General features: G+C 64.6%; 14 protein-coding genes. 4 read left to right on the top strand and 10 right to left on the bottom strand.

Going from position 1 to position 22,773, the window contains the following annotated elements:
* Positions 1 to 30 precede the first annotated feature (30 nt).
* The 5 genes from ACMGG8_RS06470 to ACMGG8_RS06450 form a co-directional block, all read right to left on the bottom strand.
* Entirely contained in the window at positions 31 to 3,048 is a 3,018-nt protein-coding gene (locus ACMGG8_RS06470; RefSeq protein ID WP_060844821.1) for a sarcosine oxidase subunit alpha, read from the bottom strand.
* Complete coding sequence (locus ACMGG8_RS06465) at positions 3,045 to 3,347, bottom strand: sarcosine oxidase subunit delta (RefSeq protein ID WP_011063902.1); 303 nt, start codon at positions 3,345 to 3,347, stop codon at positions 3,045 to 3,047. Before ACMGG8_RS06465 ends, ACMGG8_RS06470 begins: the two co-directional genes overlap by 4 nt.
* A gap of 14 nt (positions 3,348 to 3,361) precedes the next feature.
* Complete coding sequence (locus ACMGG8_RS06460; RefSeq protein ID WP_060841439.1) at positions 3,362 to 4,612, bottom strand: sarcosine oxidase subunit beta family protein; 1,251 nt, start codon at positions 4,610 to 4,612, stop codon at positions 3,362 to 3,364.
* Positions 4,613 to 4,635: 23 nt separating this feature from the next.
* On the bottom strand, positions 4,636 to 5,889 hold the full coding sequence (locus ACMGG8_RS06455; RefSeq protein WP_108545118.1) for a serine hydroxymethyltransferase: 1,254 nt from the start codon (positions 5,887 to 5,889) through the stop codon (positions 4,636 to 4,638).
* Between the two features lie 393 nt (positions 5,890 to 6,282).
* Positions 6,283 to 7,023, bottom strand: a complete 741-nt coding sequence (locus tag ACMGG8_RS06450; protein WP_108545117.1) for a TraX family protein — start codon at positions 7,021 to 7,023, stop codon at positions 6,283 to 6,285.
* A gap of 100 nt (positions 7,024 to 7,123) precedes the next feature.
* On the opposite strand from ACMGG8_RS06450, the gene ACMGG8_RS06445 reads away from it, so the two are divergent.
* From ACMGG8_RS06445 to ACMGG8_RS06435, 3 genes are all read left to right on the top strand, one after another.
* Positions 7,124 to 8,164, top strand: coding sequence for a low specificity L-threonine aldolase (locus tag ACMGG8_RS06445; RefSeq protein ID WP_060841442.1), 1,041 nt, complete (start codon positions 7,124 to 7,126; stop codon positions 8,162 to 8,164).
* 564 nt (positions 8,165 to 8,728) lie between these two features.
* Positions 8,729 to 10,174, top strand: coding sequence for a purine-cytosine permease family protein (locus ACMGG8_RS06440; protein ID WP_060841443.1), 1,446 nt, complete (start codon positions 8,729 to 8,731; stop codon positions 10,172 to 10,174).
* On the top strand, positions 10,171 to 10,995 hold the full coding sequence (locus ACMGG8_RS06435; protein WP_108545116.1) for a nitrilase-related carbon-nitrogen hydrolase: 825 nt from the start codon (positions 10,171 to 10,173) through the stop codon (positions 10,993 to 10,995). Before ACMGG8_RS06440 ends, ACMGG8_RS06435 begins: the two co-directional genes overlap by 4 nt.
* A 56-nt stretch (positions 10,996 to 11,051) precedes the next feature.
* Here ACMGG8_RS06435 and gbcB read toward each other — a convergent pair whose 3' ends face one another.
* Positions 11,052 to 12,152 (bottom strand): glycine-betaine demethylase subunit GbcB, encoded by a 1,101-nt coding sequence (gene gbcB / locus ACMGG8_RS06430; protein WP_060841445.1) that lies wholly within the window; start codon positions 12,150 to 12,152, stop codon positions 11,052 to 11,054.
* Between the two features lie 290 nt (positions 12,153 to 12,442).
* Between gbcB and gbcA the strand changes: the two genes are divergently transcribed.
* The gene (gene gbcA, locus ACMGG8_RS06425) at positions 12,443 to 13,738 is read left to right on the top strand and encodes a glycine-betaine demethylase subunit GbcA (RefSeq protein WP_060841446.1); all 1,296 of its coding nucleotides are present in this window, start codon (positions 12,443 to 12,445) and stop codon (positions 13,736 to 13,738) included.
* 196 nt (positions 13,739 to 13,934) lie between these two features.
* On the opposite strand, the gene ACMGG8_RS06420 is transcribed toward gbcA, so the two are convergent.
* From ACMGG8_RS06420 to ACMGG8_RS06405, 4 genes are all read right to left on the bottom strand, one after another.
* On the bottom strand, positions 13,935 to 15,200 hold the full coding sequence (locus ACMGG8_RS06420; RefSeq protein ID WP_108545115.1) for a metallophosphoesterase family protein: 1,266 nt from the start codon (positions 15,198 to 15,200) through the stop codon (positions 13,935 to 13,937).
* 47 nt (positions 15,201 to 15,247) lie between these two features.
* Complete coding sequence (locus ACMGG8_RS06415) at positions 15,248 to 17,116, bottom strand: hypothetical protein (protein WP_108545114.1); 1,869 nt, start codon at positions 17,114 to 17,116, stop codon at positions 15,248 to 15,250.
* A gap of 129 nt (positions 17,117 to 17,245) precedes the next feature.
* Positions 17,246 to 20,698, bottom strand: a complete 3,453-nt coding sequence (locus tag ACMGG8_RS06410; RefSeq protein ID WP_060841449.1) for a GMC oxidoreductase — start codon at positions 20,696 to 20,698, stop codon at positions 17,246 to 17,248.
* 1,298 nt (positions 20,699 to 21,996) lie between these two features.
* Entirely contained in the window at positions 21,997 to 22,767 is a 771-nt protein-coding gene (locus ACMGG8_RS06405; protein WP_060841450.1) for an electron transfer flavoprotein subunit beta, read from the bottom strand.
* Positions 22,768 to 22,773: the final 6 nt, after the last annotated feature.

Genomic DNA, 22,773 nt, shown 5'->3' with positions numbered 1-22,773 from the left:
AAGCCAGCTCCTACATGGGCGTGTTGTGCCTTAGATGTTCTGGCGGTCGCCTTTGGGGTCGAAGAACACCGAGGAAACGATTTCCGCCTCGATCACCCGGCCATCGGCCAGGGGCGCGAAGACCCGCTCGCCCAGGCGCTTGAGGCCGCCCTTGACCACGCCCAGGGCAAAGGAATAACCCAGGGAGTTGTGGGCATAGCTGGAGGTCACGTGACCGACCATGCTCATCGGGATCGCCTGCTTGGGGTTGAACACCAGTTGCGCGCCTTCCGGCAGCCACTGGGTCGGGTCGATCGGCTTGAGGCCCACCAGTTGCTTGCGCTCCTCGCGCACGCAGTCTTCACGGTTCATCCCGCGCCAGCCGATCCACGAGAACGGCTTGGTCCGGCCCACGCACCAGCCCATGTTCAGGTCGTCCGGGGTCATCGAGCCGTCGGTGTCCTGGCCAACGATGATGAAGCCCTTCTCGGCCCGCAGCACGTGCATGGTTTCGGTGCCGTAGGGGGTCAGGTTGTACTTCTTGCCAGCCTCGACGATCTGCTCCAGCACGCCCATGGCGTAGTCGGCCTGGACGTTGACCTCGTAGGACAGCTCGCCGGTGAACGAGATACGGAACACCCGCGCCGGCACGCCGCCCACCAGGCCTTCCTTCCAGGTCATGAACGGGAAGCCGTCCTTGTCCAGGTCGATGTCGGTGACTTCGCTCAGCAGCTTGCGGCTGTTGGGGCCCGACAGGGTCATGGTGGCCCAGTGGTCGGTGACCGAGGTGAAGTACACCTTGAGGTCCGGCCATTCGGTCTGCTGGTAGATTTCCAGCCACTGCAGCACGCGCGCCGCGCCGCCGGTGGTGGTGGTCATCAGGAAGTGGTTGTCGGCCAGACAGGCGGTCACGCCGTCGTCGAAGACCATGCCGTCTTCCTTGCACATCAGGCCGTAGCGGGCCTTGCCCACGTCGAGCTTGGTCCAGGCGTTGGTGTAGATGCGGTTGAGGAACTCCCGGGCGTCCGGGCCCTGGATGTCGATCTTGCCCAGGGTCGAGGCGTCCAGCAGGCCGACGCTGTCGCGCACCGCCAGGCATTCACGCTTGACCGCGGCATGCAGGTCTTCGCCGTTTTTCGGGAAGTACCAAGGGCGCTTCCACTGACCGACGTCCTCGAATTCGGCGCCGTTCTTCACGTGCCAGGCGTGCAGCGCGGTGAAGCGTACCGGCTCGAAGATGTGCCCGCAGTGACGCCCAGCCACGGCGCCGAAGGTGATCGGCGTGTAGTTCGGGCGGAACATGGTGGTGCCCATCTGCGGAATGCTGACGTTCAGCGAACGAGCGGCGATGGCCAGACCGTTGACGTTGCCCAGCTTGCCCTGATCGGTGCCGAAGCCCAGGGCGGTGTAGCGCTTGACGTGCTCCACCGACTCGAAGCCCTCGCGGGTCGCCAGTTCGATGGCGGCGGCGGTGACGTCGTTCTGCAGGTCGACGAATTGCTTGGGCGCGCGAGCGGTGCCTTTTTCATGGGGCACCTGGAACAGCGCCAGGGTCGGTTCTTCCAGGCGGGCCAGGGCTTTGGGCAACACGCCCTCAACGCTCTGGAACCCGGCTTCGCTGGCGGCGCGCACGCCACCTTCGAAACCGTCGGCCAGGGTGTCGCCGAGGCTGTAGACGCCGTTGATGCCACCGACGCACACGCGCTTCTGCGGTGCTTCACCGGGCACGAAACCGAGGATGTCTTCGCGCCACACCGGCTTGCCGCCCAGGTGCGAGGCCAGGTGCACCACCGGGCTGTAGCCGCCGGAGCTGGCGATCAGGTCGCAGTCGAGCCATTCGCCGGGGCTGGTGACCTTGTGCGCCTTGACGTCGATGGCTGCTACGCGTGCGCCGGTCACGTGCTTGCTGCCACGGGCCTCGATCACCGCGCTGGAGGTGAGGATGCGAATGCCCTTGGCCCGGGCTTCCTCCACCAGGGCGCCGCGGGGGTTGTGCCGCGCATCGGCGATGGCCACCACTTGCAGGCTGGCGTCGAGCCAGTCCAGGGCCACGCGGTAGGCGTGGTCGTTGTTGGTGGACAGCACCAGTTTCTTGCCCGGGGCCACGCCGTAGCGACGCACGTAGGTGGACACCGCACCGGCCAGCATGTTGCCCGGCACGTCGTTGTTGCCGTAGACCAGCGGCCGCTCATGGGCGCCGGTGGCCAGCACCACGCGCTTGGCGCGGACCCGGTGGATACGCTGGCGCACCTGACCGATCGGCGCGCGGTCGCCGAGGTGATCGGTGAGGCGCTCGTGGATGGTCAGGAAGTTATGGTCGTGGTAGCCGTTGACCGTGGCCCGTGGCAGCAGCAACACGTCCGGCAGCGACTTGAGCTCGGCGACCACACTGGCCACCCACTCCACCGCCGGCTTGCCGTCCAGGCTTTCGCGACTGTCCAGCAGGCTGCCGCCGAACTCTTCCTGCTCATCGGCGAGGATCACCCGGGCGCCGCTACGGGCAGCGGCCAGGGCGGCGGCGAGGCCGGCCGGGCCGGCGCCGACGATCAGCACGTCGCAGTGCTGGTTCATGTTGTCGTAGGTGTCCGGATCGTTCTCGGTGGGCGAGCGACCGAGGCCCGCCGCCTTGCGGATGTACTTCTCGTAGGTCATCCAGAACGATTGCGGGTACATGAAGGTTTTGTAGTAGAAGCCCGGCGGCATCAGCTTGCCACCGACCTTGCCGAGAATCCCCATCATGTCGTTGTTGACGCTGGGCCAGCCGTTGGTGCTGGTGGCCACCAGGCCCTGGTACAGCGCCTGTTGGGTGGCGCGCACGTTGGGGATCTGGGTGGCTTCGGTGGCGCCGATCTGCAGCACCGCGTTGGGCTCTTCGCAGCCCGCGGCGAAGATGCCCCGAGGCCGGGAGTACTTGAAGCTGCGACCGATGATGTCCACGCCGTTGGCCAGCAGGGCCGAGGCCAGGGTGTCGCCTTCAAAGCCTTTGTAGCTCTGGCCGTTGAAGGTGAAGGTGATGACTTTGTTGCGGTCGATGCGTCCGCCGTTGGACAGGCGATTGGTCTGGCTCATACCTTCTCTCCAGCAGCCTTGGCGGTGAACTGCGGTTTGGTGCCTATCTTGTAGGTTTCAAGAATTTCGTAGGTCACGGTGTCGCGGGTGGCGTTGAAGTACTGGCGGCAACCGGCGGCGTGAATCCACAACTCGTGGTGCAGGCCGCGGGGGTTGTCGCGGAAGAACATGTAGTCGCCCCACTCCTCGTCGGTGCAGGCGTTGGGGTCCAGGGGCCGGGGAATGTGGGCCTGGCCGGACGAATGGAATTCCTCTTCGGAGCGCAGCTCGCCGCAGTGAGGACAGAAGATATGCAACATAGGGAGTTGTCCTTTTAGTGGGCGACCGCAGCAGCGCCGTGTTCGTCGATCAGCGCACCGTTGTGGAAACGGTCGATGGAGAAAGGGGCGGCCAATGGATGCATTTCGCCCTTGGCCAGGCTTGCGGCAAACACGTTGCCCGAGCCCGGGGTGGCCTTGAAGCCGCCGGTGCCCCAACCGCAGTTGAAGAACATGTTCGGCACCGGGGTCTTGGAAATGATCGGGCAGGCGTCCGGGCTGGTGTCGACGATGCCGCCCCACTGGCGGTTCATGCGCACCCGGGAAAGGATCGGGAACATCTCGACGATGGCCTGGATGGTGTGCTCGATCACCGGGTAGGAGCCGCGCTGGCCGTAGCCGACCCAGCCGTCGATACCGGCGCCGATCACCAGGTCGCCCTTGTCCGACTGGCTGATGTAGCCGTGCACCGCGTTGGACATGATCACGCTGTCGATGATCGGTTTGATCGGCTCCGACACCAGGGCTTGCAGCGGGTGGGATTCGATCGGCAGGCGGAAGCCCGCGAGCTTGGCCATGTGCCCGGAGTTACCGGCGGTGACCACACCGACGCGCTTGGCGCCGATAAAGCCCTTGTTGGTCTCGACGCCGATGCACACGCCGTTTTCCTTGCGAAAACCGATGACTTCGGTCTGCTGGATCAGGTCCACGCCCAGGGCGTCGGCAGCCCGGGCAAAGCCCCAGGCCACGGCGTCGTGACGGGCCACGCCGCCACGGCGCTGGACCGTGGCACCGAGGATCGGATAACGGGTGTTTTTCGAGCAATCCAGGTAGGGAATTTCGTCCGCCACCTGCTGGGTGTTGAGCAGCTCGCCATCGATGCCGTTGAGACGGTTGGCGCTGACCCGACGCTCGGAATCACGGATGTCCTGCAGCGTATGGCACAGGTTGTAGACCCCGCGCTGGGAGAACATCACGTTGTAGTTGAGGTCCTGGGACAAGCCTTCCCACAGCTTCATGGCGTGCTCGTAGAGCTGCGCCGACTCGTCCCACAGGTAGTTGGAACGCACGATGGTGGTGTTGCGCGCGGTGTTGCCGCCGCCCAGCCAGCCTTTTTCCACCACCGCGACGTTGGTGATGCCGTGTTCCTTGGCCAGGTAGTAGGCCGTGGCCAGGCCATGCCCGCCACCGCCGACGATGACCACGTCATAAACCTTCTTCGGGGTCGGCGTGCGCCACATGCGCTGCCAGTTTTCATGGTGGCTGAGAGAGTGCTTGAAGAGGCCGAAGCCCGAATAGCGTTGCATAGTCATTGCTCCAGTTGCGGCTCTCAGCGGTAAACCGGGAAATCAGCGCACAGGGCTGCCACCTGGCGAGCGACATTGGCCTCGACATCGGCATCGCCGAGGTGATCGAGGATGTCGCAGATCCAACCGGCCAGTTCAGTGCACTGGGTGACCTTGAATCCGCGGGTGGTGACCGCCGGGGTGCCGATGCGCAGGCCGGAGGTGACAAACGGCGACTGCGGGTCGTTGGGCACGGCGTTCTTGTTCACGGTGATGTGGGCGCGGCCCAGGGCGGCATCGGCATCTTTACCGGTCAGGCCCTGACGGATCAGGCTGACCAGGAACAGGTGGTTGTCGGTGCCACCGGACACTACATCGTAGCCGCGTTTGATAAATACGCCGGCCATGGCCTGGGCGTTGTCGATCACCTGTTGCTGGTAGGCCTTGAACCCGGGCTCCAGCGCTTCCTTGAAGCACACCGCCTTGGCGGCGATCACGTGCATCAACGGACCGCCCTGGGCACCCGGGAACACCGCAGCGTTGAGCTTCTTCTCGATCTCTTCGTTGGCCTTGGCCAGGATCAGGCCACCACGGGGACCGCGCAGGGTCTTGTGGGTGGTGGTGGTGACCACATCGGCATAGGGCAGCGGGTTGGGATACAGACCGGCGGCCACCAGCCCGGCGACGTGAGCCATGTCGACGAACAGCAGTGCCCCGACCTTGTCGGCGATCTGCCGGAAACGCGGGAAGTCCAGGGTCTTGGAGTAGGCCGAGAAGCCGGCGACGATCATCTTCGGCTTGTGTTCCACGGCCAGACGCTCGACTTCGTCGTAGTCGATCAGCCCGGTAGTGGTATCGATACCGTACTGCACGGCGTTGTACAGCTTGCCCGAAGACGACACCTTGGCGCCGTGGGTCAAGTGGCCGCCATGGGCCAGGCTCATGCCGAGAATGGTGTCGCCGGCCTGCAGCAGGGCCAGGTACACCGCGCCGTTGGCGGAAGAACCGGAGTGCGGCTGGACGTTGGCGTAATCGGCGCCGAACAGCTGCTTGGCACGCTCGATGGCCAGGGCCTCGACCTTGTCCACATGCTCGCAGCCACCGTAGTAGCGCTTGCCCGGATAGCCTTCGGCGTACTTGTTGGTCAGCCCGCTGCCTTGCGCCTGCATCACCCGCTTGCTGGTGTAGTTCTCCGACGCGATCAGCTCGATGTGATCTTCCTGGCGTTGTTCCTCGGCATTGATCGCCGCCAGCAGTGCATCGTCGTAACCCTGGATCTGGTCTTGCTTGCTGAACATCACGTCTCTCCCAGCGGCGGCGCTGCGCCTTTCGTCTCGGTGAGGCCAGCCTTAAAGCTGCGCCCTTTGGATGCGATGGTATGACCGGCAAGGGGAACTCAAATGCCTATGGACGCCACGCAAAGGTGCGTTTACGACATGCCTTGGCGCACGGAGATAAATGCCTCGGGCCACAGCCGGGCGAAGGCTCTGGATCGACACCTTGCGGCGCAGCACAGGTCCAGGCCGCAGGCGAAAGGCGCCCGCCCCTGTAGCCGCTGCTGAGCCTGCGAAGCTGCGCAAAGGTCCGCAGGACCTTGCCTGGCGATCTCCAGCCACACCTCTACGCCCTCAAGATCGCCGCGTCTGCTACGTCGCAATGCCGCCCAAGCCGTTCGCAGCCTGCGGCAGCGGCTACAGGAGTTGGCGCAGGGCCAGCAGCAGGAGAAAGTGCACCGGGTACAGCAGGTAGGCCCAGCGCCGCATCGCCGGCACCGTACAGCCGCGCAACACTCGCAGCAGCATCACTCCCAGCCACGGCGCCAGCAGACAAACGGCAATACCGCAGGTCGCCACCGGATTGCCCAGGCGCGCCGCCGGGAACAAGGTTTCCCATTGGTTGGCCGCCAGGCATAGCCCTCCAGGCAGCAGGCTGAAATACCAGGGTCGGCGCAGCACCAGCAGCAGGGCCAACGGCAGCAATACCCCGAAGGCACCAAACATCAGCCACTCACTGCCCCCCAAAGCCAGGACCAGGGCCAACAGGCCGAGCCCCCGATCCAGTCCCCGAGGCTGCTGCCAGCCCCGGGCCACCAGCAAGCCCAGGGCCAGGGTCGGCAACACATTCAAGGTGTCGGGATCAGGCACGAACAGCCGATAGGGAATCTCACTCAGCGCGCTGAACAGCAGCAGCCAGCCCAGGTAGCGCCATTGCCCGGTCGGGCGTCCGGCACGCTCGCTCAGGCGCGTCAGATTCACCGCCATGGCCAGACAGAACCAGGGAAACGCCAGCCGCCCCGGCACATACAGCCAGTCCAGGCTCAGGCCCACATACCGCAGGTGATCCAGCACCATGCTCAGCAGCGCCAGCCACTTCAGTGCATCCAGCGCCCCATCGCGCTGGCGGTTGTCGGTTTTCAGCATCGCATCACGCATAAATCCTTATGGGCCCTGCATTATTCCTGCATAAACAGAGCGTGTGCTGAGCCATTAATCTTGGGTAAAGTGCGCACCATCATCGACCACGGAGCCGGCCATGACCGACAAGAGCCAACAATTCGCCAGCGACAACTACTCCGGCATCTGCCCCGAAGCCTGGGCCGCCATGGAGCAGGCCAACCACGGCCACGAGCGCGCTTACGGCGACGATCAGTGGACCGCTCGCGCCTCGGATCATTTCCGCAAACTGTTCGAAACCGACTGCGAAGTGTTCTTCGCCTTCAACGGCACCGCCGCCAACTCCCTGGCCCTGTCGTCGCTGTGCCAGAGTTATCACAGCGTGATCTGCTCGGAAACCGCCCACGTCGAAACCGACGAATGCGGCGCCCCGGAGTTCTTCTCCAACGGTTCCAAGCTGCTGATCGCCGGCACCCAGAACGGCAAGCTGACCCCGGAATCGATCCGCGAGATCGCCCTCAAGCGCCAGGACATCCACTATCCCAAGCCGCGGGTGGTGACCCTGACCCAGGCCACCGAAGTGGGCAGCGTCTACACCCCGGAAGAAGTCCGCGCCATCAGCGCCACCTGCAAGGAACTGGGGCTGAACCTGCACATGGACGGCGCGCGCTTCTCCAACGCCTGCGCCTTCCTAGGCTGCACCCCGGCGGAGCTGACCTGGAAGGCCGGCGTCGACGTGTTGTGCTTTGGCGGCACGAAAAACGGCATGGCGGTGGGGGAAGCGATCCTGTTCTTCAACCACAAGCTGGCGGAAGACTTCGACTACCGCTGCAAACAGGCCGGCCAGCTGGCCTCGAAAATGCGCTTTCTCTCGGCGCCCTGGGTCGGCCTGCTGGAAAACGACGCCTGGCTCAAGCACGCCCGCCACGCCAACCACTGCGCACAGTTGCTGGCCCAGCTGGTGGCCGACATCCCTGGCGTGGAGCTGATGTTCCCGGTGCAGGCCAACGGCGTGTTCCTGCAACTCTCGGAACCGGCGATTGCCGCCCTGACCGCCAGGGGCTGGCGCTTCTACACCTTCATCGGCAAGGGTGGCGCGCGCTTCATGTGCTCCTGGGACACCGAAGAAGAGCGCGTGCGCGAATTGGCAGCGGACATCCGCACCGTGATGAGCGCCTGACCCATCCCCTCCGCATGTAGGAGCTGGCTGGCCAGCGAACAGGCCCGCAACCCGGGCGCCGATCTCACGGGCGCCTTCGCCGGCAAGCCGGCTCCTACAATAGCCAGAGCACCTCCCGCCCGTAGGAGCTGGCTGGCCAGCGAACAGGCCCGCAAGCCAGGCGCCGATCTCACGGGCGCCTTCGCCGGCAAGCCGGCTCCTACAATAGCCCGCGCACCTCTCGCCCCGTAGGAGCTGGCTGGCCAGCGAAGAGGCCCGCAACCCGGGCGCCGATCTCACGGGCGCCTTCGCCGGCAAGCCGGCTCCTACAATAGCCAGAGCACCTCTCGCCCCGTAGGAGCTGGCTGGCCAGCGAACAGGCCCGCAAGCCGGGCGTCGGTCTCACAGGCGCCTTCGCCGGCAAGCCGGCTCCTACAACGACGCGCCCTCCTCCACGGGAACTGGCTGGCCAGCGAAAGCATCAGTTCACAAATTCCTGAACTGATTATTTGCCCCTGCTGATTCAACATCCGCCACCTTTGTCCGAGACTCCGGGGTCGACCTATAAAAACAAAGGCTCCACCCATGACGACTCAGTCTTGCGTCACCGAAAAGGCCCAGTCTCCCGGCCTTGCGATCGAAACCCGCTCCATCGACTACGTGCCGCGCAACGAGCGCCACGGCAAGGTCTGGCACCAGGGACCGTTCTGGTTCACCGGCAACTTCGTGCTCACCACCATGGTCACCGGCTTCACCGGCGCGGCCCTGGGCCTGGCCCTTCCCTATGCCATTCTGGCGATCGTCATCGGCGTGTGCCTGGGCACCTTCTGCATGGCCTTCCACGCCAACCAGGGCCCGCGCATGGGCCTGCCGCAGATGATCCAGTCCCGCGCGCAGTTCGGCCTGCGGGGCGCCATCGTGCCGTTCACCGCGGTGGTGTTCGTCTACATCGGCTTCAACGTGTTCAACGTGATCCTCGCCACCGACGCCATCAACACAGTGATTCCCGGGGCCCGGGCGCCCTGGTACAGCCTGATGATCGCCGTGGCGGTGCTGATCGCGGTGGTCGGCCATGACCTGCTGCACACCGTGCAGCGCTGGCTGACCTACGTGATGATCAGCGTGTTCGCGGTGCTCACCGTCAGCGCCCTGCTGACCCTGCAGGCCGACTCCGCCGTGGCCGATGCGCATTTTTCCTGGTCGGCGTTCCTGATCCAGCTGTCGGCCGCCGCCGGCTACCAGATCAGCTATTCGGTGTACGTCTCCGACTATTCGCGCTACCTGCCGCACCAGACGCCGTCGCGCCAGGTGATTTTCTGGACCTACCTGGGCGCCGCCGGCTCGGCCCTGTGGCTGATGTCCCTGGGGGCCTTCCTGGCGTCCGCCCTGCCCTCGCCGGACGCCATCGCCAGCGTGCGCGAAGTGGGCAACACCCTGATTCCCGGCTTTGGCACCTTCACCGTGCTGATCGCGGTGCCGGCGCTGGTGGGCATCATGGCGGTCAACTGCTACGGCGCCATGCTCACCGGCATCAGCGCCATTGACGGTTTCAAGTCGATCAAGCCCAACCTCAAGAGCCGGGTGACCGGCATCCTGCTGGTGGCGGTGGTGATCTTCCTGATCGCCATGAACATTCCCGAAAGCTACCTGGGCAGCTTCAACACCTTTGTCCTGCTGATGCTGTACTTCCTGGTGCCCTGGACCGCGGTCAACCTGGCGGACTTCTACCTGGTGCGCAAAGGCCATTACGCCATCAGCCACATCTTCAATCCCGCCGGCATCTATGGCCGCTGGTCCAGCGCCGGGTTGCTGGCCTACTTCCTCGGCTTGCTGGCGATGGTGCCGTTCATGTCCCTGAGCTTCTATCAGGGGCCGCTGTCCCAGGCCCTGGGCGGCGCCGACATTGCCTTCGTGATTGGCCTGGCGGTGGCCGGGCTGGTCTACTGGGGCCTGACCCGTAACCTGGACCTGGAAGCCGAACGCCTGGCCATCCAGGCCAGCGAACAGCAACTGGAAGGAGGCGCGCAATGATCCCCCAGACATCCCTGAAAGTGGCCTGCCAGCAACTGGCACCACGAATCGGCGACCTGGACTACAACCGCACCCTCAGCACCGAGGCCATCCGCCAGGCCGCCGCTCGCGGCGCCCAGGTGGTGGTGCTGCCGGAACTGGTGCAGAGCGGCTATGTGTTCCGCGACCGGAAAGAAGCGCTGGCACTCTCGGAAACCCTCGACGGACCGACACTGAGCCTATGGAAAACCCTGGCCGAAGAGCTGCAGGTGGTGATCGTCGGTGGCTTCTGCGAGCGCCTGGATGAGGAGCGGGTGGCCAACAGCGCGGCGCTGATCGAGCCCGAAGGAACGCTGACGGTGTATCGCAAGGCCCACCTGTGGGATCAGGAAAACCTGATCTTCACCCCCGGCGACGAACCGCCACCGGTGGTGCCCACCCGCTTCGGGCCGATCGCCATGATGATCTGCTATGACCTGGAGTTTCCCGAATGGGTGCGCCTGCCGGCCCTGGCCGGGGCGGCGCTTTTATGCGCGCCGGTGAACTGGCCGGACGGCCCGCGCCCGGCCAGCGAACGCCCGGCGGAGATGATCCGGGTACAGGCCAACGCGGCGGTCAATCGGATGTTCGTTGCCGCTTGCGATCGCTGTGGCCAGGAGCGCGACGTTGACTGGGTGGGTGGCTCGACCATCGTCGATGCCGACGGCTATCCGCTGGCGGGCAAGGATCGGCACGGTGCCGAGCAGTTGCTGCTGGCGGAGCTGGACCTGGCCCAGGCCTGGCACAAGTCCATCAGTGAACATAATCATGTGCACCTGGATCGGCGCCCGGCGTTGTATTGAGCGCAAGGCCCGCGTGGGGTGAGTGAGCGGCTTGCTCACTCACCACCAGAGCGGGATCAGTATTCCACTCGCACGTCGCCCTTGGGCACGCTGCAGCAGGACAGGATGTAGCCTTCGGCTTCGTCTTCCTCGGTGATCCCGCCGTTGTGTTCCATCACCACTTCGCCGCCCAGCTTGAGCACCTTGCAGGTTCCGCAGATGCCCATGCCGCAGGCCTTGGGGATCATCAGGCCGAGCTTGGCTGCCGCCGCGTGCACGGTTTCCCCCGGGGCCACGCGGATGCTCTTGCCGGAGGCGGTGAACTCCACCTGATGCAGATCGGCCAGGTCCGGCTCCGGCGCCTCGGCCGCCTGTTCGGCATGTTCCACGGCGTCGGCCCGGGCTTCGGGCGGGGTCGCGCCGAAGGATTCCTCGTGGTAGCGCGCCATGTCGAAACCGGCAGCTTCCAGCAGGCGCTTGACCGCGTTCATGTAGGGCGTCGGTCCGCAGCAGAACACTTCCCGCTCCAGGAAGTCCGGAGCCATCAGCTCCAGCATCTTGTGGTTCAGGTAGCCGCGGTAGCCGGCCCAGGGCTCGCCCAGTCCGTGTTTCTCGCAGATCAGGTGCAGGCTGAAGTTGTCGATCCGCGAGGCCATGTGCTCCAGCTCGCGGTGGTAAATGATGTCCTTGGGCGAACGGGCGCTGTGGATGAACACCATGTCGACGTTGCCGTTGGTGTCGTAGAACCAGCGCGCCATGGACATCACCGGGGTGATGCCGACGCCGCCGCTGAGGTAAAGCACTTTCGGGCTGGGGAAATCGATGGCGTTGAACAGCCCCACTGGCCCGTGCACCGCCAGCTCCTGGCCTTCATGCAGGGTGTCGTGCAGCCAGTTGGAGACCTTGCCCCCCGGCACGCGCTTGATGGTCACCGAAAAGCTGTAGGGCACCGACGGCGAGCTGGAAATGGTGTAGGAGCGCATCACCGGCTGGCCTTCGATCTCCAGCTCCAGGGTGACGAACTGCCCGGGCTTGAAGAAGAACATGATCGGCTGGTCGGCCATGAAGCAGAAGGTCCGCACGTCCCAGGTTTCCTGGATGACTTTGACGCAACGGACGATGTGACGGCCATTGGCCCAGGTCTGGGTGGTTACCGGGTTGAGGAAGGTGTTGGACATGCTGTTCTCCACGGCCGACTGTCGGCGTCTTGTCAGCGATTCTGCGTAAGGCTTCTCGCGCCCATTTACCTATCTGCGACATTCACATGCTTATCGCGACCAGCCCCCAGCTGCCGGGGCTGGCGCGTCGGGAACAGATTGGGCCATGTCGCCCATGGATAAGGTTCAAGGCGCCCGCGGACCCACACTCGCCTCAAACACGACAACCGATTTTTCGTGACTTGCGTAGCACCCACCGTAGCCACTATTTAATTCGCCGGCCGCACAGAACGGCCATGAGGACTTGAACGATGGACGTCACCGCAACCCTGAGCTTGGGCGATCCACTGGAACCTGCACGCAAGGCCACTGCACAGATGCTGCAGGAGCGCGAGCGGACCTTCTCCCTGCCGCAGCCCTTCTACTGCGATGAAAGGCTGTTCGATATCGACATGCAGGAGATCTTCCAGAAGGAATGGCTGATCGCCGGCATGACCTGCGAGATCCCCACCAAGGGCAACTACATCACCCTGCAGATCGGCAAGAACCCGATCATCGTCATCCGCGGCGCCGACGGCGTGGTCCACGCCTTCCACAACGTCTGCCGCCACCGCGGTTCGCGGCTGTGCACCAGCGACAAGGGCAAGGTCGCCAAGCTGGTCTGCCACTACCACCAGTGGACCTACGAACTGGACGGTCGCCTGCTGTTCGCCGGCACCGAGATGGGCGCCGACTTCGACATGAAGCAGTACGGCCTGAAACCGGTGAACGTGAAGACCGCCGGCGGCTACATCTTCATTTCCCTGGCCGAGAACCCGCCGGCCATCGACGACTTCCTGGCGACCCTGGCCCATTACATGGAGCCCTACGACATGGAGAACACCAAGGTGGCGGTGCAGACCACCTTGCATGAAAAGGCCAACTGGAAGCTGGTGCTGGAGAACAACCGCGAGTGCTACCACTGCGGCGGCTCGCACCCCGAATTGCTGAAAACCCTGCTGGAATGGGACGACGTCACCGACCCGCGGGCCGACCAGGCGTTCAAGGACCACGTGGCCGCCTCCGCCGCCGCCTGGGAAGCCGAGAAGATCCCTTACGCCCACGCCAGCTTCGGCCTGCGCAACCGTATCGTGCGCATGCCGCTGCTCAAGGGCACCGTGTCCATGACCATGGACGGCAAGCAGGGCTGCGCCAAGCTGATGGGGCGGATCAAGAACCCGGACCTGGGCTCGATGCGCATCCTGCACCTGCCGCATTCGTGGAACCACTGCATGGGCGACCACATCATCGTGTTCACCGTGTGGCCGATCAGCGCCCAGGAAACCGTGGTCACCACCAAGTGGCTGGTGCACAAGGATGCCGTGGAAGGTGTCGATTACGACGTCGAGCGCATGCGCCAGGTGTGGGACGCCACCAACGACCAGGACCGGCGCCTGGCGGAAGAAAACCAGCGCGGCATCAACTCCACCGCCTACCAGCCGGGCCCGTACTCCAAGACCTACGAGTTCGGCGTGGTCAACTTCGTCGACTGGTACAGCGAGCGCATGCTGAGCAACCTCGGCGCGGAACCGGCGCCCTACCTCAAGGGCGTGCCGGTCACCGGCTGACCCCCCAGGCTCGGCAGCGGCTACAGGGTTGGTGTAGCCGCTGCCGCAGGCTGCGAACGGCTTGGGCGGGATTGCGACGTAGCGCGCGTAAGGATCTTGCAGGCGACAGAGGTTCGTCTGGCGACCGTCAAGCAAGGTCCTGCGGACCTTGTCGCAGCCTCGCGGGCTCGGCAGCGGCTACAGGGTTTCAGGGGGTTCAGGGCCTTCGAGGCAGTGACCAACTGACTGCGCCGGTCTCGCCAATGAAGTCTTCGCTGATCTGCGCCCCATCCAGCTTCACCCTCACGTAACCGTTGCGCACCCGCAGCGGGTAGTTCGGATCATCCGCCGACAGGGTTTCCGACCACAGCACCTGAGGGTTGCCTTTCAATTCGCGGGTGACGCCATAGGGAATCGCCCCGTGGCCGATGCAGCGCCCGTACATGCCGTCCTTGGGCGCATAGCAGATGCCATTGTGCAGGTGCCCCCAGTACCAGTAGTCCGGCACCCGGCCCAGGGCCGCGACCACCTGCTTGTACAGCGCGGTCTGCTGCTGGCCGCTGATATCCAGCCCCTGGTGATGACTGAGCAGCATGATCTTGCGCCCCTGGCCCTTGCTGGCCACCAGGTCCTTGAGCCACTGCTGCTGCGGGGGATTGAGGTTGCCGTCCATGTACAGGTTCATTTCGTCGGCGGCATAGGCGCTGTCCAGGCCGACGATCAGCCAGTGGCTGTTGAACAGGGCGAAGTAGCTGGTGCCCTGCTGCTGGGGAAACAGCGCGGCGATCTCGGCAAAGTAGCCATGGGCACCGCTGTACATTTCATGGTTGGAGTTGAGGCTGAATGACGCCTGGCGGCCCATGGGCCAATCGGCAAGGTCGGCGTTCTCTTCGCTGCCAGTACCGGCGTAATACACATCTCCCAGGTGGACGGTGAAATCCGCCTGGTCCTGCTTGATCAGGTCCGCCACCCGCTGCGCCGCCGAATGGGGCTGGAAGTAGCCGGTGCCCCAGTCCCCGGCCATGTCCAGCAGCACGTTGTCGGCCATCTCGATCAGCGCCGGGGTGGTGCCGAAGGGCGCGTGCTTGCGCAGGTTCTCGATCCAGTTGAGCAGCGCCTCGCTCCAGCGCAGGTCCAGCAGCTCCCACTGGCGACAACCCAACAGGGTGCCGTCCTTCATCACCTGGGTCTGCAGCTCGGCCACCGTTTGCGGCAGGGGCTTGGCGTTGCCCAGGTGCAGCACCGACAGGCCGTGGGCCAACTCCCAGGGCACCGGCGCCTGACCGGGGGGCAAGTCGCCGTGAATCAGGGCGTACTGCGCCTGGTCATGGGCGCGCTGCAGCAGTTGCACGATCGCCTGCAGCTCCGCCGGCTCAAGCTGGCTACGGAGTTTTTTCCAGGCCAGGTCGAGCCTGGCCAGCAGCCCGTCGACCCGGGCTTTCACCTGTTCGTATTCGTGTTCCAGATTGCTCACAAATGACATGTCGGCATCCCTCTTGATGGTCCCTTTGCCCAAACGCCGAACGGGCGTCACAGGGTCTTCATGTACTCGATCAGTTGCCACTTCTGCTGCTCTGAAAGCTGCGTGCCATACAGGTGGCCGCTGTTGCTGTTGCCCTCCAGATGCGTGTCGTACTTGAAGGAGCCCGGGCCCTGCAGCGTCGGGCCGCTGGTGACGAAGCCAACCTTCTGCGGGTCATACACATCCGAGCCGGTGTAGAACACCTGGGGCCGCAGTTCCGGCGCCTGCAACAGGTCCCAGAGGCTGGGCACCGAGCCGTTGTGCAGGTACGGCGCGCGCAGCCAGACGCCGTCGGTGGGGGTGTTGCTGTAGCTCTGGGTCTTGCGATAGGCGCCAAAGTCGAACGGCGGCTTCTTGAAACCGTGGAAGGCCTGGACCAGCCCGGTGGTGAAGGAATCCAGGCGATGGGGATCGGTGCCCAGCGCCTGGATATTGGTGGTGACCTGGCCGGTGTCGGCCTTGCCGAAATCATGGCAACCGGCGCAGTTGGCTTCCCACAGCGGCTTGCCCTGGGCCACCTTGGCCTGATCGAGGGCGAACGGCCAGGCCGGCGGCTTGTGCCCCAGCAACCAGTTGGTGACCCGGTTGAAGCTCTCGGGCAGCACCGATTGCGGGGTCGCGCCCACGGCCATCGCCGCCGCGTAGTTGCGCTCGCGGATCTGGTTGTTGTTGCCGTCCCAGTGCAGGTACATCGACTCCCGGGGCTTCTGGTTCCAGATCTGCGGCAGGTCCACGGTGCCAATGGTGGAGTCGTCGGGGAAACCGAACACCACCATCTTGGTCGGGTTGAAGGTGTCGGTGCGCCCCGGCCCTTGCGGCGGCCGCAACTTCTGCCAGGCGTAGGCCTGCTTCTGCTTGAGCAGCGCGCTCCTGGCCATGGGCATGATCAGGTAACGGTTGTACAGGCGCTCGATGAAGCCCAGCTGGAACTTGGCGTTGATCGCGGTCATCAGCGCATCCACGGTGAATTTCGGATCGCTGGCGCAATCGTAGGCAAACCACTGGAAGGCCTGGAGCTGCATCAGGTTGGCCGGCGCCGTGGGCACCACCTGGGACACATCGCCGGCGCTGGCGCGGTAGGCACCGGTGTGACACAGGGCGCAGTTGGGCTCCACCGTGGGGTAGCCGAGCTGCCGCTTGGCCATGCCCACCGGCAGGTCCCGGCCGTTCTCGTAGAGGAAGCCGAAGACTTCGTAGCCGCCGGGCCGGGGCAGTTTTTCCGGGCACATCTGTGGCAGCACGGCGAACAGGTAGTAGGGAATCCGCGCCTCGATGCCCAGGCCGATGGCGGCGTACTTGAAGTGGTCCTCGTCGGAGGCTTCCACCGGCTGCGGCACCTCGCGCAGCATGTTGACCCAGGTCTGGTAGCCAACAAACCCCAGCACCAGCAGCGTCACCAGGGCGCCGACACGAAAGCTGTGGCGCGCCCAGCAGGCGGCCCAGTGTTCACGCAAGGCCTGCAGCCCGGCACAGAGCAGGGCCCAGGGCCGATTGGCCGGGGCACTGCCCAGGTACAGCAGGAGGCCGAGCACCAGGAACATGCCGAGGTCGCCCATCAGCATGGGCACGAACACCTGGGACTGGTTGCTGGTGTTGATCAGGTAGATCCAGAACGCCACGGCGATCAGCCGCGACAGCACGCACAGCCAGGAATGCACCACGAAACGCGGAGCGTTGCAGCCCGAAGGCATGTAGAACAGGCTGATGCCCACCAGCAGCATGCCGGTGTTTTCCAGCCAGGGGTCCGACAGCACCGGCGGCAGGCCGACCACCGCGGTCAGCAGCGCCGGGGCAAACAGCGCCGGCAGGGCGAACACCATGTTCATGGCGATGCCCAGCCAGATGAAGCGTTGGAACCAGCGGATATAAGCGTTCATCTCAACCTTCCCTGCATCCATGTGTAGCGGCCGCCGCAGCCTGCACTCGACCTCGAAGCGTGCTTGCTGCGGTGCCTGTTCCCTGACCTGGCCCAAGCCCGCGGCAACCGCGCCGCGGGCCGGCCAGGGTCAGCCCCGGGCGGTCTTGTCCAGGTGCGCGAGGATCAGCGGGTACACATCCACCACCGCGTTCTTGCCGAAAATGCAGTCGATGTGCCCGTAACCCGGCACCACATGGCGGCTGAACAGCTCGGGACCATGCAGCTGGCACAGGCGCTCGTAGGTCTTCTGCGTGCTTTGCGGCAGGTAGCACTGGTTGTCGGCGCCGCTGATGAAGCAGATCGGCAACTTCAGCCGGTCGAAATGCGGCATGTAGACGTCGCGCCCCTTGAAGTCCACCAGGTGGCCCTTGCGACAGATCAGCGCCAGGTGCTCGAAGGTTTCGATGTTGGACGCGCCGAACAGCTCGTGCAGGTTGTCGTGCAGGGTCTGGTTGAGGGTGTCGTGGCGGTACAGCGAGGCGTACATGAAGGTGATGCGGTGGCACACCGGGTTGGTGCAGTAACCCTGGGCTTCAAGCCGGGCATAGCCGTTGAGGGCCGTGTCGTAGAGCTTGTTGAACCAGCTTTCCTTGCTGTCGGCATAGGCCGTCAGCGACTTGATGCCGATGGCGTCGAGCATGCCCGGCAGGTGCAACCCGGCCTTGATCCCGGTGGCGGCGGCCACCACGGTGTCGGCGGCGATCTGCGAGCAGACCACCGAACGCACGTCCTGCAGCCCCGCCAGCAGCGACATGAAGAAGGTCGTGGCGCCATAGCAATGCACCACGCATTGCACGTCCCGAGCCCCGGTCGCCTGCTTGATCTGGCCGATGGCGGCCTTGAAATCGTAGGCGGCGATCTGGTCGCCATTGCATTCCTGCTTGCTCGCCGGCAGCAGGATGCTGACCCGGAAATCCAGGAGCCAGACGTCATAGTCGTGCTTGCACAGGTACTCCAGCAGGTTGGTCTGGATGGTGTCGGTGGAGAAGATGTTGGAGCCCACGCCCAGCCCGTGCACCAGCATCACCGGGCCCTTGCTGCCGGCCTGATAACGGGTCAGGCGCAGGTGCACATGGTCCTCGGTCTGGAAGAAATGCACGGTCGGCACCGGCGCGTCCAGGGGGCGTTTCAGCCGGGGCGGCGCATCGGGGTTGAAGTAGATGTCCCCGGCGAAGACCCCGCCATAGCTCTCCCAGAGAATCCCGGCGAAAAACTTGCCAAAGCGCGCCAGGGCCTCGATGCGCTCGCGTTCGTTGCGCGCGTTGAGCACCTTCATGGTGGTCATCTGCCGGGCGAAGTCCGCCGGCAGGATGTGCATCACCCCGCTGCCCAGCACCGGAGCGTTCTTGTCCCGGCCGCGGTACAGGGTCACGTAGAGGGTGCTGGTGTCGGGCCAGATGTTCAGCACGCCGTGATCCTCGGGCACGGTCTTGAAGGCGCTGAAGAAATACTCGCTGCCGTCCTCGGCACTCAGGCGCATGTCGTAGTTCATGTGGCGCACGCCAACCTGCTCCTGGTACTCCTCGAACAGGTTGAACACGCCGTGGCTGGCCACCAGGGGCTGGGCCGACAACAGCGGGGCATTCAGGGTGCCGACCAGGGTCGCGGCGTGCTCGGGTTCCTTGATCATCCGGTCGAGGTCGGCGGCGGTGATGGTCAGGGTGAATTCGATGGGCGAGTTCTGCGCTTCTCCGCGCTGGGCCGCTGCCTGGTAAAGCGCCAGATCGGTGCCCTGGGGCTGGGTGAAGTCGGTGGAAAAGTAGCCCTTCATGGTTTCGGTGAACTGCACGCCCAGGGTCGGCGCCGGCACCGCCTTGCTCGGCGCCGAGGGCAGGCGGTAGTCGATCTTCCAGCCGCGGTCCTCGGCCAGCAGGCGCATGTTGCGCTCGCTGACCGCCGAGATGGTCAGCAGCGGATTGACCGCCAGTGACGTCGGAATCACCGCGCCGTCGGCCACATACAACCCGGGATAGACATCGCTGCCGCTGGCGCCGCAAAACACCTGGCCCTTGTGGTTGACCACGCCCTGCCCGGCATCCTCGCCCATCACGCAGCCCCCCAGCGGGTGCACCGAGACGATGCTGTGCTTGAGCAACTGGGTCCAGATCGGGTTCTCCACCCAGATCCCGCCCAGGGCCTTGGTGCACTGCTGCAGGCGTTCGTTGCCGAGGACCACATTGGGCTGCTCGCCAACGCCCGGCCAGTCGATGCGCAGCTGGTCCTGGTCATCGAGCAGCATGCGCCCGCGGCCGTTGTCGTGGCTCATGATCAGGTAGGTCTGCATGTTGTGCAGGGCGCCGTAGTAGGGCCCGCGCAGAAAGCTTTCGGCCTCGCGCTCCTTGTAGCCCAACTGACCGCTGAGGCTGTTGTCGGTGGCCTTGCCCAGGGTCCCGGCGAACAGCGCCATGCTCGGCACCATGGCCCGGCCCAGGGCGCCGGGAATCGAACCCTCCTCGATCACCATGCGGCTGCGCCAGTCGCCTTCGGTGCGCAGGTCGATGACCGAGGTGATGCACGGCCCCACGGGTTTGAGCTCACTGGCCGAATGGGTGCCGAAGCCGATGCCATTGATGGTCTGCTCGCAGTTGTGGCCAAAGCCGAGGATGTCGCCGTTGCCGCTCATGTGCTCGCCGAGCTGGGCCGAGGTGGACAGGCCCTTGGCCCGGGAACGCAGGAGGATTTCCGTGGAGCCCAGGGTGCCGGCACTGAGCACGACGATGTCGGCCTTGACGAACAGGGTCGGCGCCGAGAACTTCTCGCGGCCGCTGTCCAGGTACTGGAAGTGCACGATCCAGCCGTCACCGTCACGCTCCAGGTAGCGCACCTGGGCCTGGCAGAAAATCTGCGCGCCATGGTTGCAGGCGTCCGGCAGGTAGTTCATCAGGGTGGTGTTCTTGGCCTTGTTGTTACAGCCCGAGACGCAGTCGCCGCAGTGGTTGCAGGGCAACTGCTCGACCCCGACATGGTTGAGGTTATTGGGCAGCTTGCTGAAGGTCACGTTGATCGGCGGCTTGTAGAAGTGCGAGCCCTGCTTGAGAAACTCCGCGGATTTGCGGTGAGCCACCAGCTTGGGCAAGGTCGGCGCCGACTCCGGATAGGGATTGGGCTTGAGCATCTCCCGGGCCCGGGCGAAGCCTTCCTTGAGCAGGGTGTCACGGTGTTCGCGCACCGCCTGGGGCCAGCGCGGGTCATCGAAGACTCCGGGTTCGGGTTCCAGGGCAACGTTGGCGTTGATCAGCGAAGTGCCCCCCAGGCCACAGCCCACCACCACGTTCTGCTGGGCGTTGACGTGCAGATCGAAGAGCCCGGTTCGCGAACCGATATGACCTTCGGGGTCATGCACCTGCAACTCCTCGGTGGCGCTGGCCAGGGTGTTGGGGTACTCGCCGGGCTGGATTTCCCGCCCCCGCTCCAGCAGGCAGACGCGGCGCCCGGCCCGGGACAGTCGGGAGGCGGCAATGCCGCCGCCATAGCCGGAGCCGATGACGATCACGTCGTAGTGTTCCTGGATCTCGCTGATGGGGGTCGCGATCCGAGTCATGGCGGAGTTCCTCTCAGGCAGATGGGGCAACTCGTGGGTTGCCTCTAATGGGTGCATCCGTTGACGCGCAGGCAGCCGCACAGGCAGGCCCAGGCGCCTGAAACATCAGCAGTGCAGTCAGTGACGGAACAAAGCGCAGGGCAGGGCTATAGGCGTGCGCGCTGGTTGGCGGCACGGCGACGGGTACGTCTAGGGAGGGGGGCCCCGGTCGGATAAACCTGCGATGAACGACAATCCATTGCCTGCGCTCCCTGAGCCGGATGTGGATAAGTTGCCGCTAAGTCCTTGATGCCTCAGTGAAGACAGGCCCATTGCCAGTGTCAAGAAAGCCCTTAGAACTGTATGAAATTTGACCTATTGCCGGGCACGCTATGAATAACAAGGGGTCCAGCCGTTGGCGAACACCTTATCCACACCTTGACCCACAGCAACTGTGGGCAAGTGCACCGGGGGTGGGGATAGTTCGTCGGCCAATGGCAATAAAAACCGTGACTTATGCAGAATCAGCGGTTTTGGACAGCATTGATCAGTTTTTGAACAGAAGCCTGAAAGCCACGTCTGCCGTGGCCCGCAGCGGAAGGCGAACACCTTATCCACAGAAAGGCCAACAGACTTTGGGGGCAACTGTGGTGAATGACCCGGCGCACTGTGGAAAACCCTTGAAAGCCGCGAATAATCGGGTTCATGGCGGGGTAACGGGTAGAAAAAGCCGCATTTGGCTGTTTTTTGATCAAAAGCCTGCAAGGCACGATCTGCAAGGCCTGTAGCGCTAAGCGAACATCTTATCCACAGAAGCGCCAACAGACTTTGGGGGCAAGTGCTGTGCAAAAGTCTCTGCGGCTGTTGCCCTGCCCAGGAAAAAAAGCCATGAAAAACGCCAGCTTAGCCTGATCAAATTTCGTACAGACGGCTACAGGGCTTGTTGCATAGGGGCTTGAGCAAGGCGCGAACACCTTATCCACAGGTACGCACACAGGGATTGTGAGTAACCCATCGCTACTCTTGTAGGCGCTGGCTTGCCAGCGAACGGCGGTGCCCAGAGATGTGCAAAACCATGACGCCCCCTTCGCCGGCAAGCCGGCTCCTACGGTGGGTGCAGACGCGATTTCCCTGGTAGGAGCTGGCTTGCCAGCGAACGGCGGTGCCCAGAAATGTGCAAAACCATGACGCCCCCCTCGCCGGCAAGCCGGCTCCTACGGTGGGTGCAGGCGCGATTTCCCTGGTAGGAGCTGGCTTGCCAGCGAACGGCGGTGCTCAGAGGTGGGTGCACGGCCCGAGGGCTGTGCATAAACCTGAGCTCAGCGCACCACGCCTTCTTCGATGAGCAACTTGAGAATGGCCTCGGCGCCGGCCTCGGGGCTGACGCCCTTGAGGACCTGGCCGGTGCCACCGCTGGCCTTGGCGGTGGCGGCCTTCATGCGATCCGCGCCGCTCTTGGCCTTGATCACCTTCAGGCGCTTGGGCCGGGGTTTGGCCGGTTGCAGGCTGGAGGTGGTGAACAACTCGTCCTCCACCACCATGACCTGATCGGCCTGCAACAGACCACGGCGCGCCGGGCCGTAGGCGCTCTGGCGCGGTTTCGGCGCAGCGTTATCCACAGTGGCAAGGAACGGCAGGCGCACCTTGAGCCGGCGCCGCTGGCCACGGGGCAAGGCTTGCAGCACATGGGCCACGCCGTCGGCCAGGGACTCGACTTGCGCCAGCCCCACCACCAGGGGCCAGCCCAGGTTTTCCGCCAGCAAAAACGGCAGCATGCCGGAGCCTTCGCCGGTTTCCGCCTGGCTGCCGGTAAGCACCACCTGGGCGCCCGCCTCGCGCAGGTACTGGGTCAGGATCGGCAGGGCATCAGCGCCCGCTGGCTGTTCCAGCACGTGCAGCTGTTCCAGGCCCATGCCCAGGTAAGCGCGCAGGGCCGGTTCGGCGACGTCGCCGGCATGCAGCACCTGCAGCTTGTCCCCCGCCAGTTGCAGGCCCAGTTCCACCGCGCGGGCGTCCTGTTCGGCGCGCCGTGGGCGGCCGGAAGTCGGGTGCGCGCCTATCGATACCAGGCTGATCACATTGCTGTTCATAACGTC

Source organism: Pseudomonas sp. BNK-45 (assembly GCF_047456255.1).
Lineage (GTDB): Bacteria > Pseudomonadota > Gammaproteobacteria > Pseudomonadales > Pseudomonadaceae > Aquipseudomonas.
This window is presented reverse-complemented; position numbering and strand designations above follow the sequence as displayed.

Excerpts from the sequence above, each read along its gene's own strand:
- ACMGG8_RS06470 (WP_060844821.1), bottom strand. The coding sequence starts at position 3,048 with ATGAGCCAGACCAATCGCCTGTCCAACGGCGGACGCATCGACCGCAAC.
- ACMGG8_RS06440 (WP_060841443.1), top strand. The coding sequence starts at position 8,729 with ATGACGACTCAGTCTTGCGTCACCGAAAAGGCCCAGTCTCCCGGCCTT.
- ACMGG8_RS06450 (WP_108545117.1), bottom strand. The coding sequence starts at position 7,023 with ATGCGTGATGCGATGCTGAAAACCGACAACCGCCAGCGCGATGGGGCG.
- ACMGG8_RS06435 (WP_108545116.1), top strand. The coding sequence starts at position 10,171 with ATGATCCCCCAGACATCCCTGAAAGTGGCCTGCCAGCAACTGGCACCA.
- ACMGG8_RS06460 (WP_060841439.1), bottom strand. The coding sequence starts at position 4,612 with ATGCAACGCTATTCGGGCTTCGGCCTCTTCAAGCACTCTCTCAGCCAC.
- gbcB (WP_060841445.1), bottom strand. The coding sequence starts at position 12,152 with ATGTCCAACACCTTCCTCAACCCGGTAACCACCCAGACCTGGGCCAAT.
- ACMGG8_RS06445 (WP_060841442.1), top strand. The coding sequence starts at position 7,124 with ATGACCGACAAGAGCCAACAATTCGCCAGCGACAACTACTCCGGCATC.
- ACMGG8_RS06455 (WP_108545118.1), bottom strand. The coding sequence starts at position 5,889 with ATGTTCAGCAAGCAAGACCAGATCCAGGGTTACGACGATGCACTGCTG.
- ACMGG8_RS06405 (WP_060841450.1), bottom strand. The coding sequence starts at position 22,767 with ATGAACAGCAATGTGATCAGCCTGGTATCGATAGGCGCGCACCCGACT.
- gbcA (WP_060841446.1), top strand. The coding sequence starts at position 12,443 with ATGGACGTCACCGCAACCCTGAGCTTGGGCGATCCACTGGAACCTGCA.
- ACMGG8_RS06415 (WP_108545114.1), bottom strand. The coding sequence starts at position 17,116 with ATGAACGCTTATATCCGCTGGTTCCAACGCTTCATCTGGCTGGGCATC.
- ACMGG8_RS06410 (WP_060841449.1), bottom strand. The coding sequence starts at position 20,698 with ATGACTCGGATCGCGACCCCCATCAGCGAGATCCAGGAACACTACGAC.
- ACMGG8_RS06420 (WP_108545115.1), bottom strand. The coding sequence starts at position 15,200 with ATGTCATTTGTGAGCAATCTGGAACACGAATACGAACAGGTGAAAGCC.
- ACMGG8_RS06465 (WP_011063902.1), bottom strand. The coding sequence starts at position 3,347 with ATGTTGCATATCTTCTGTCCTCACTGCGGCGAGCTGCGCTCCGAAGAG.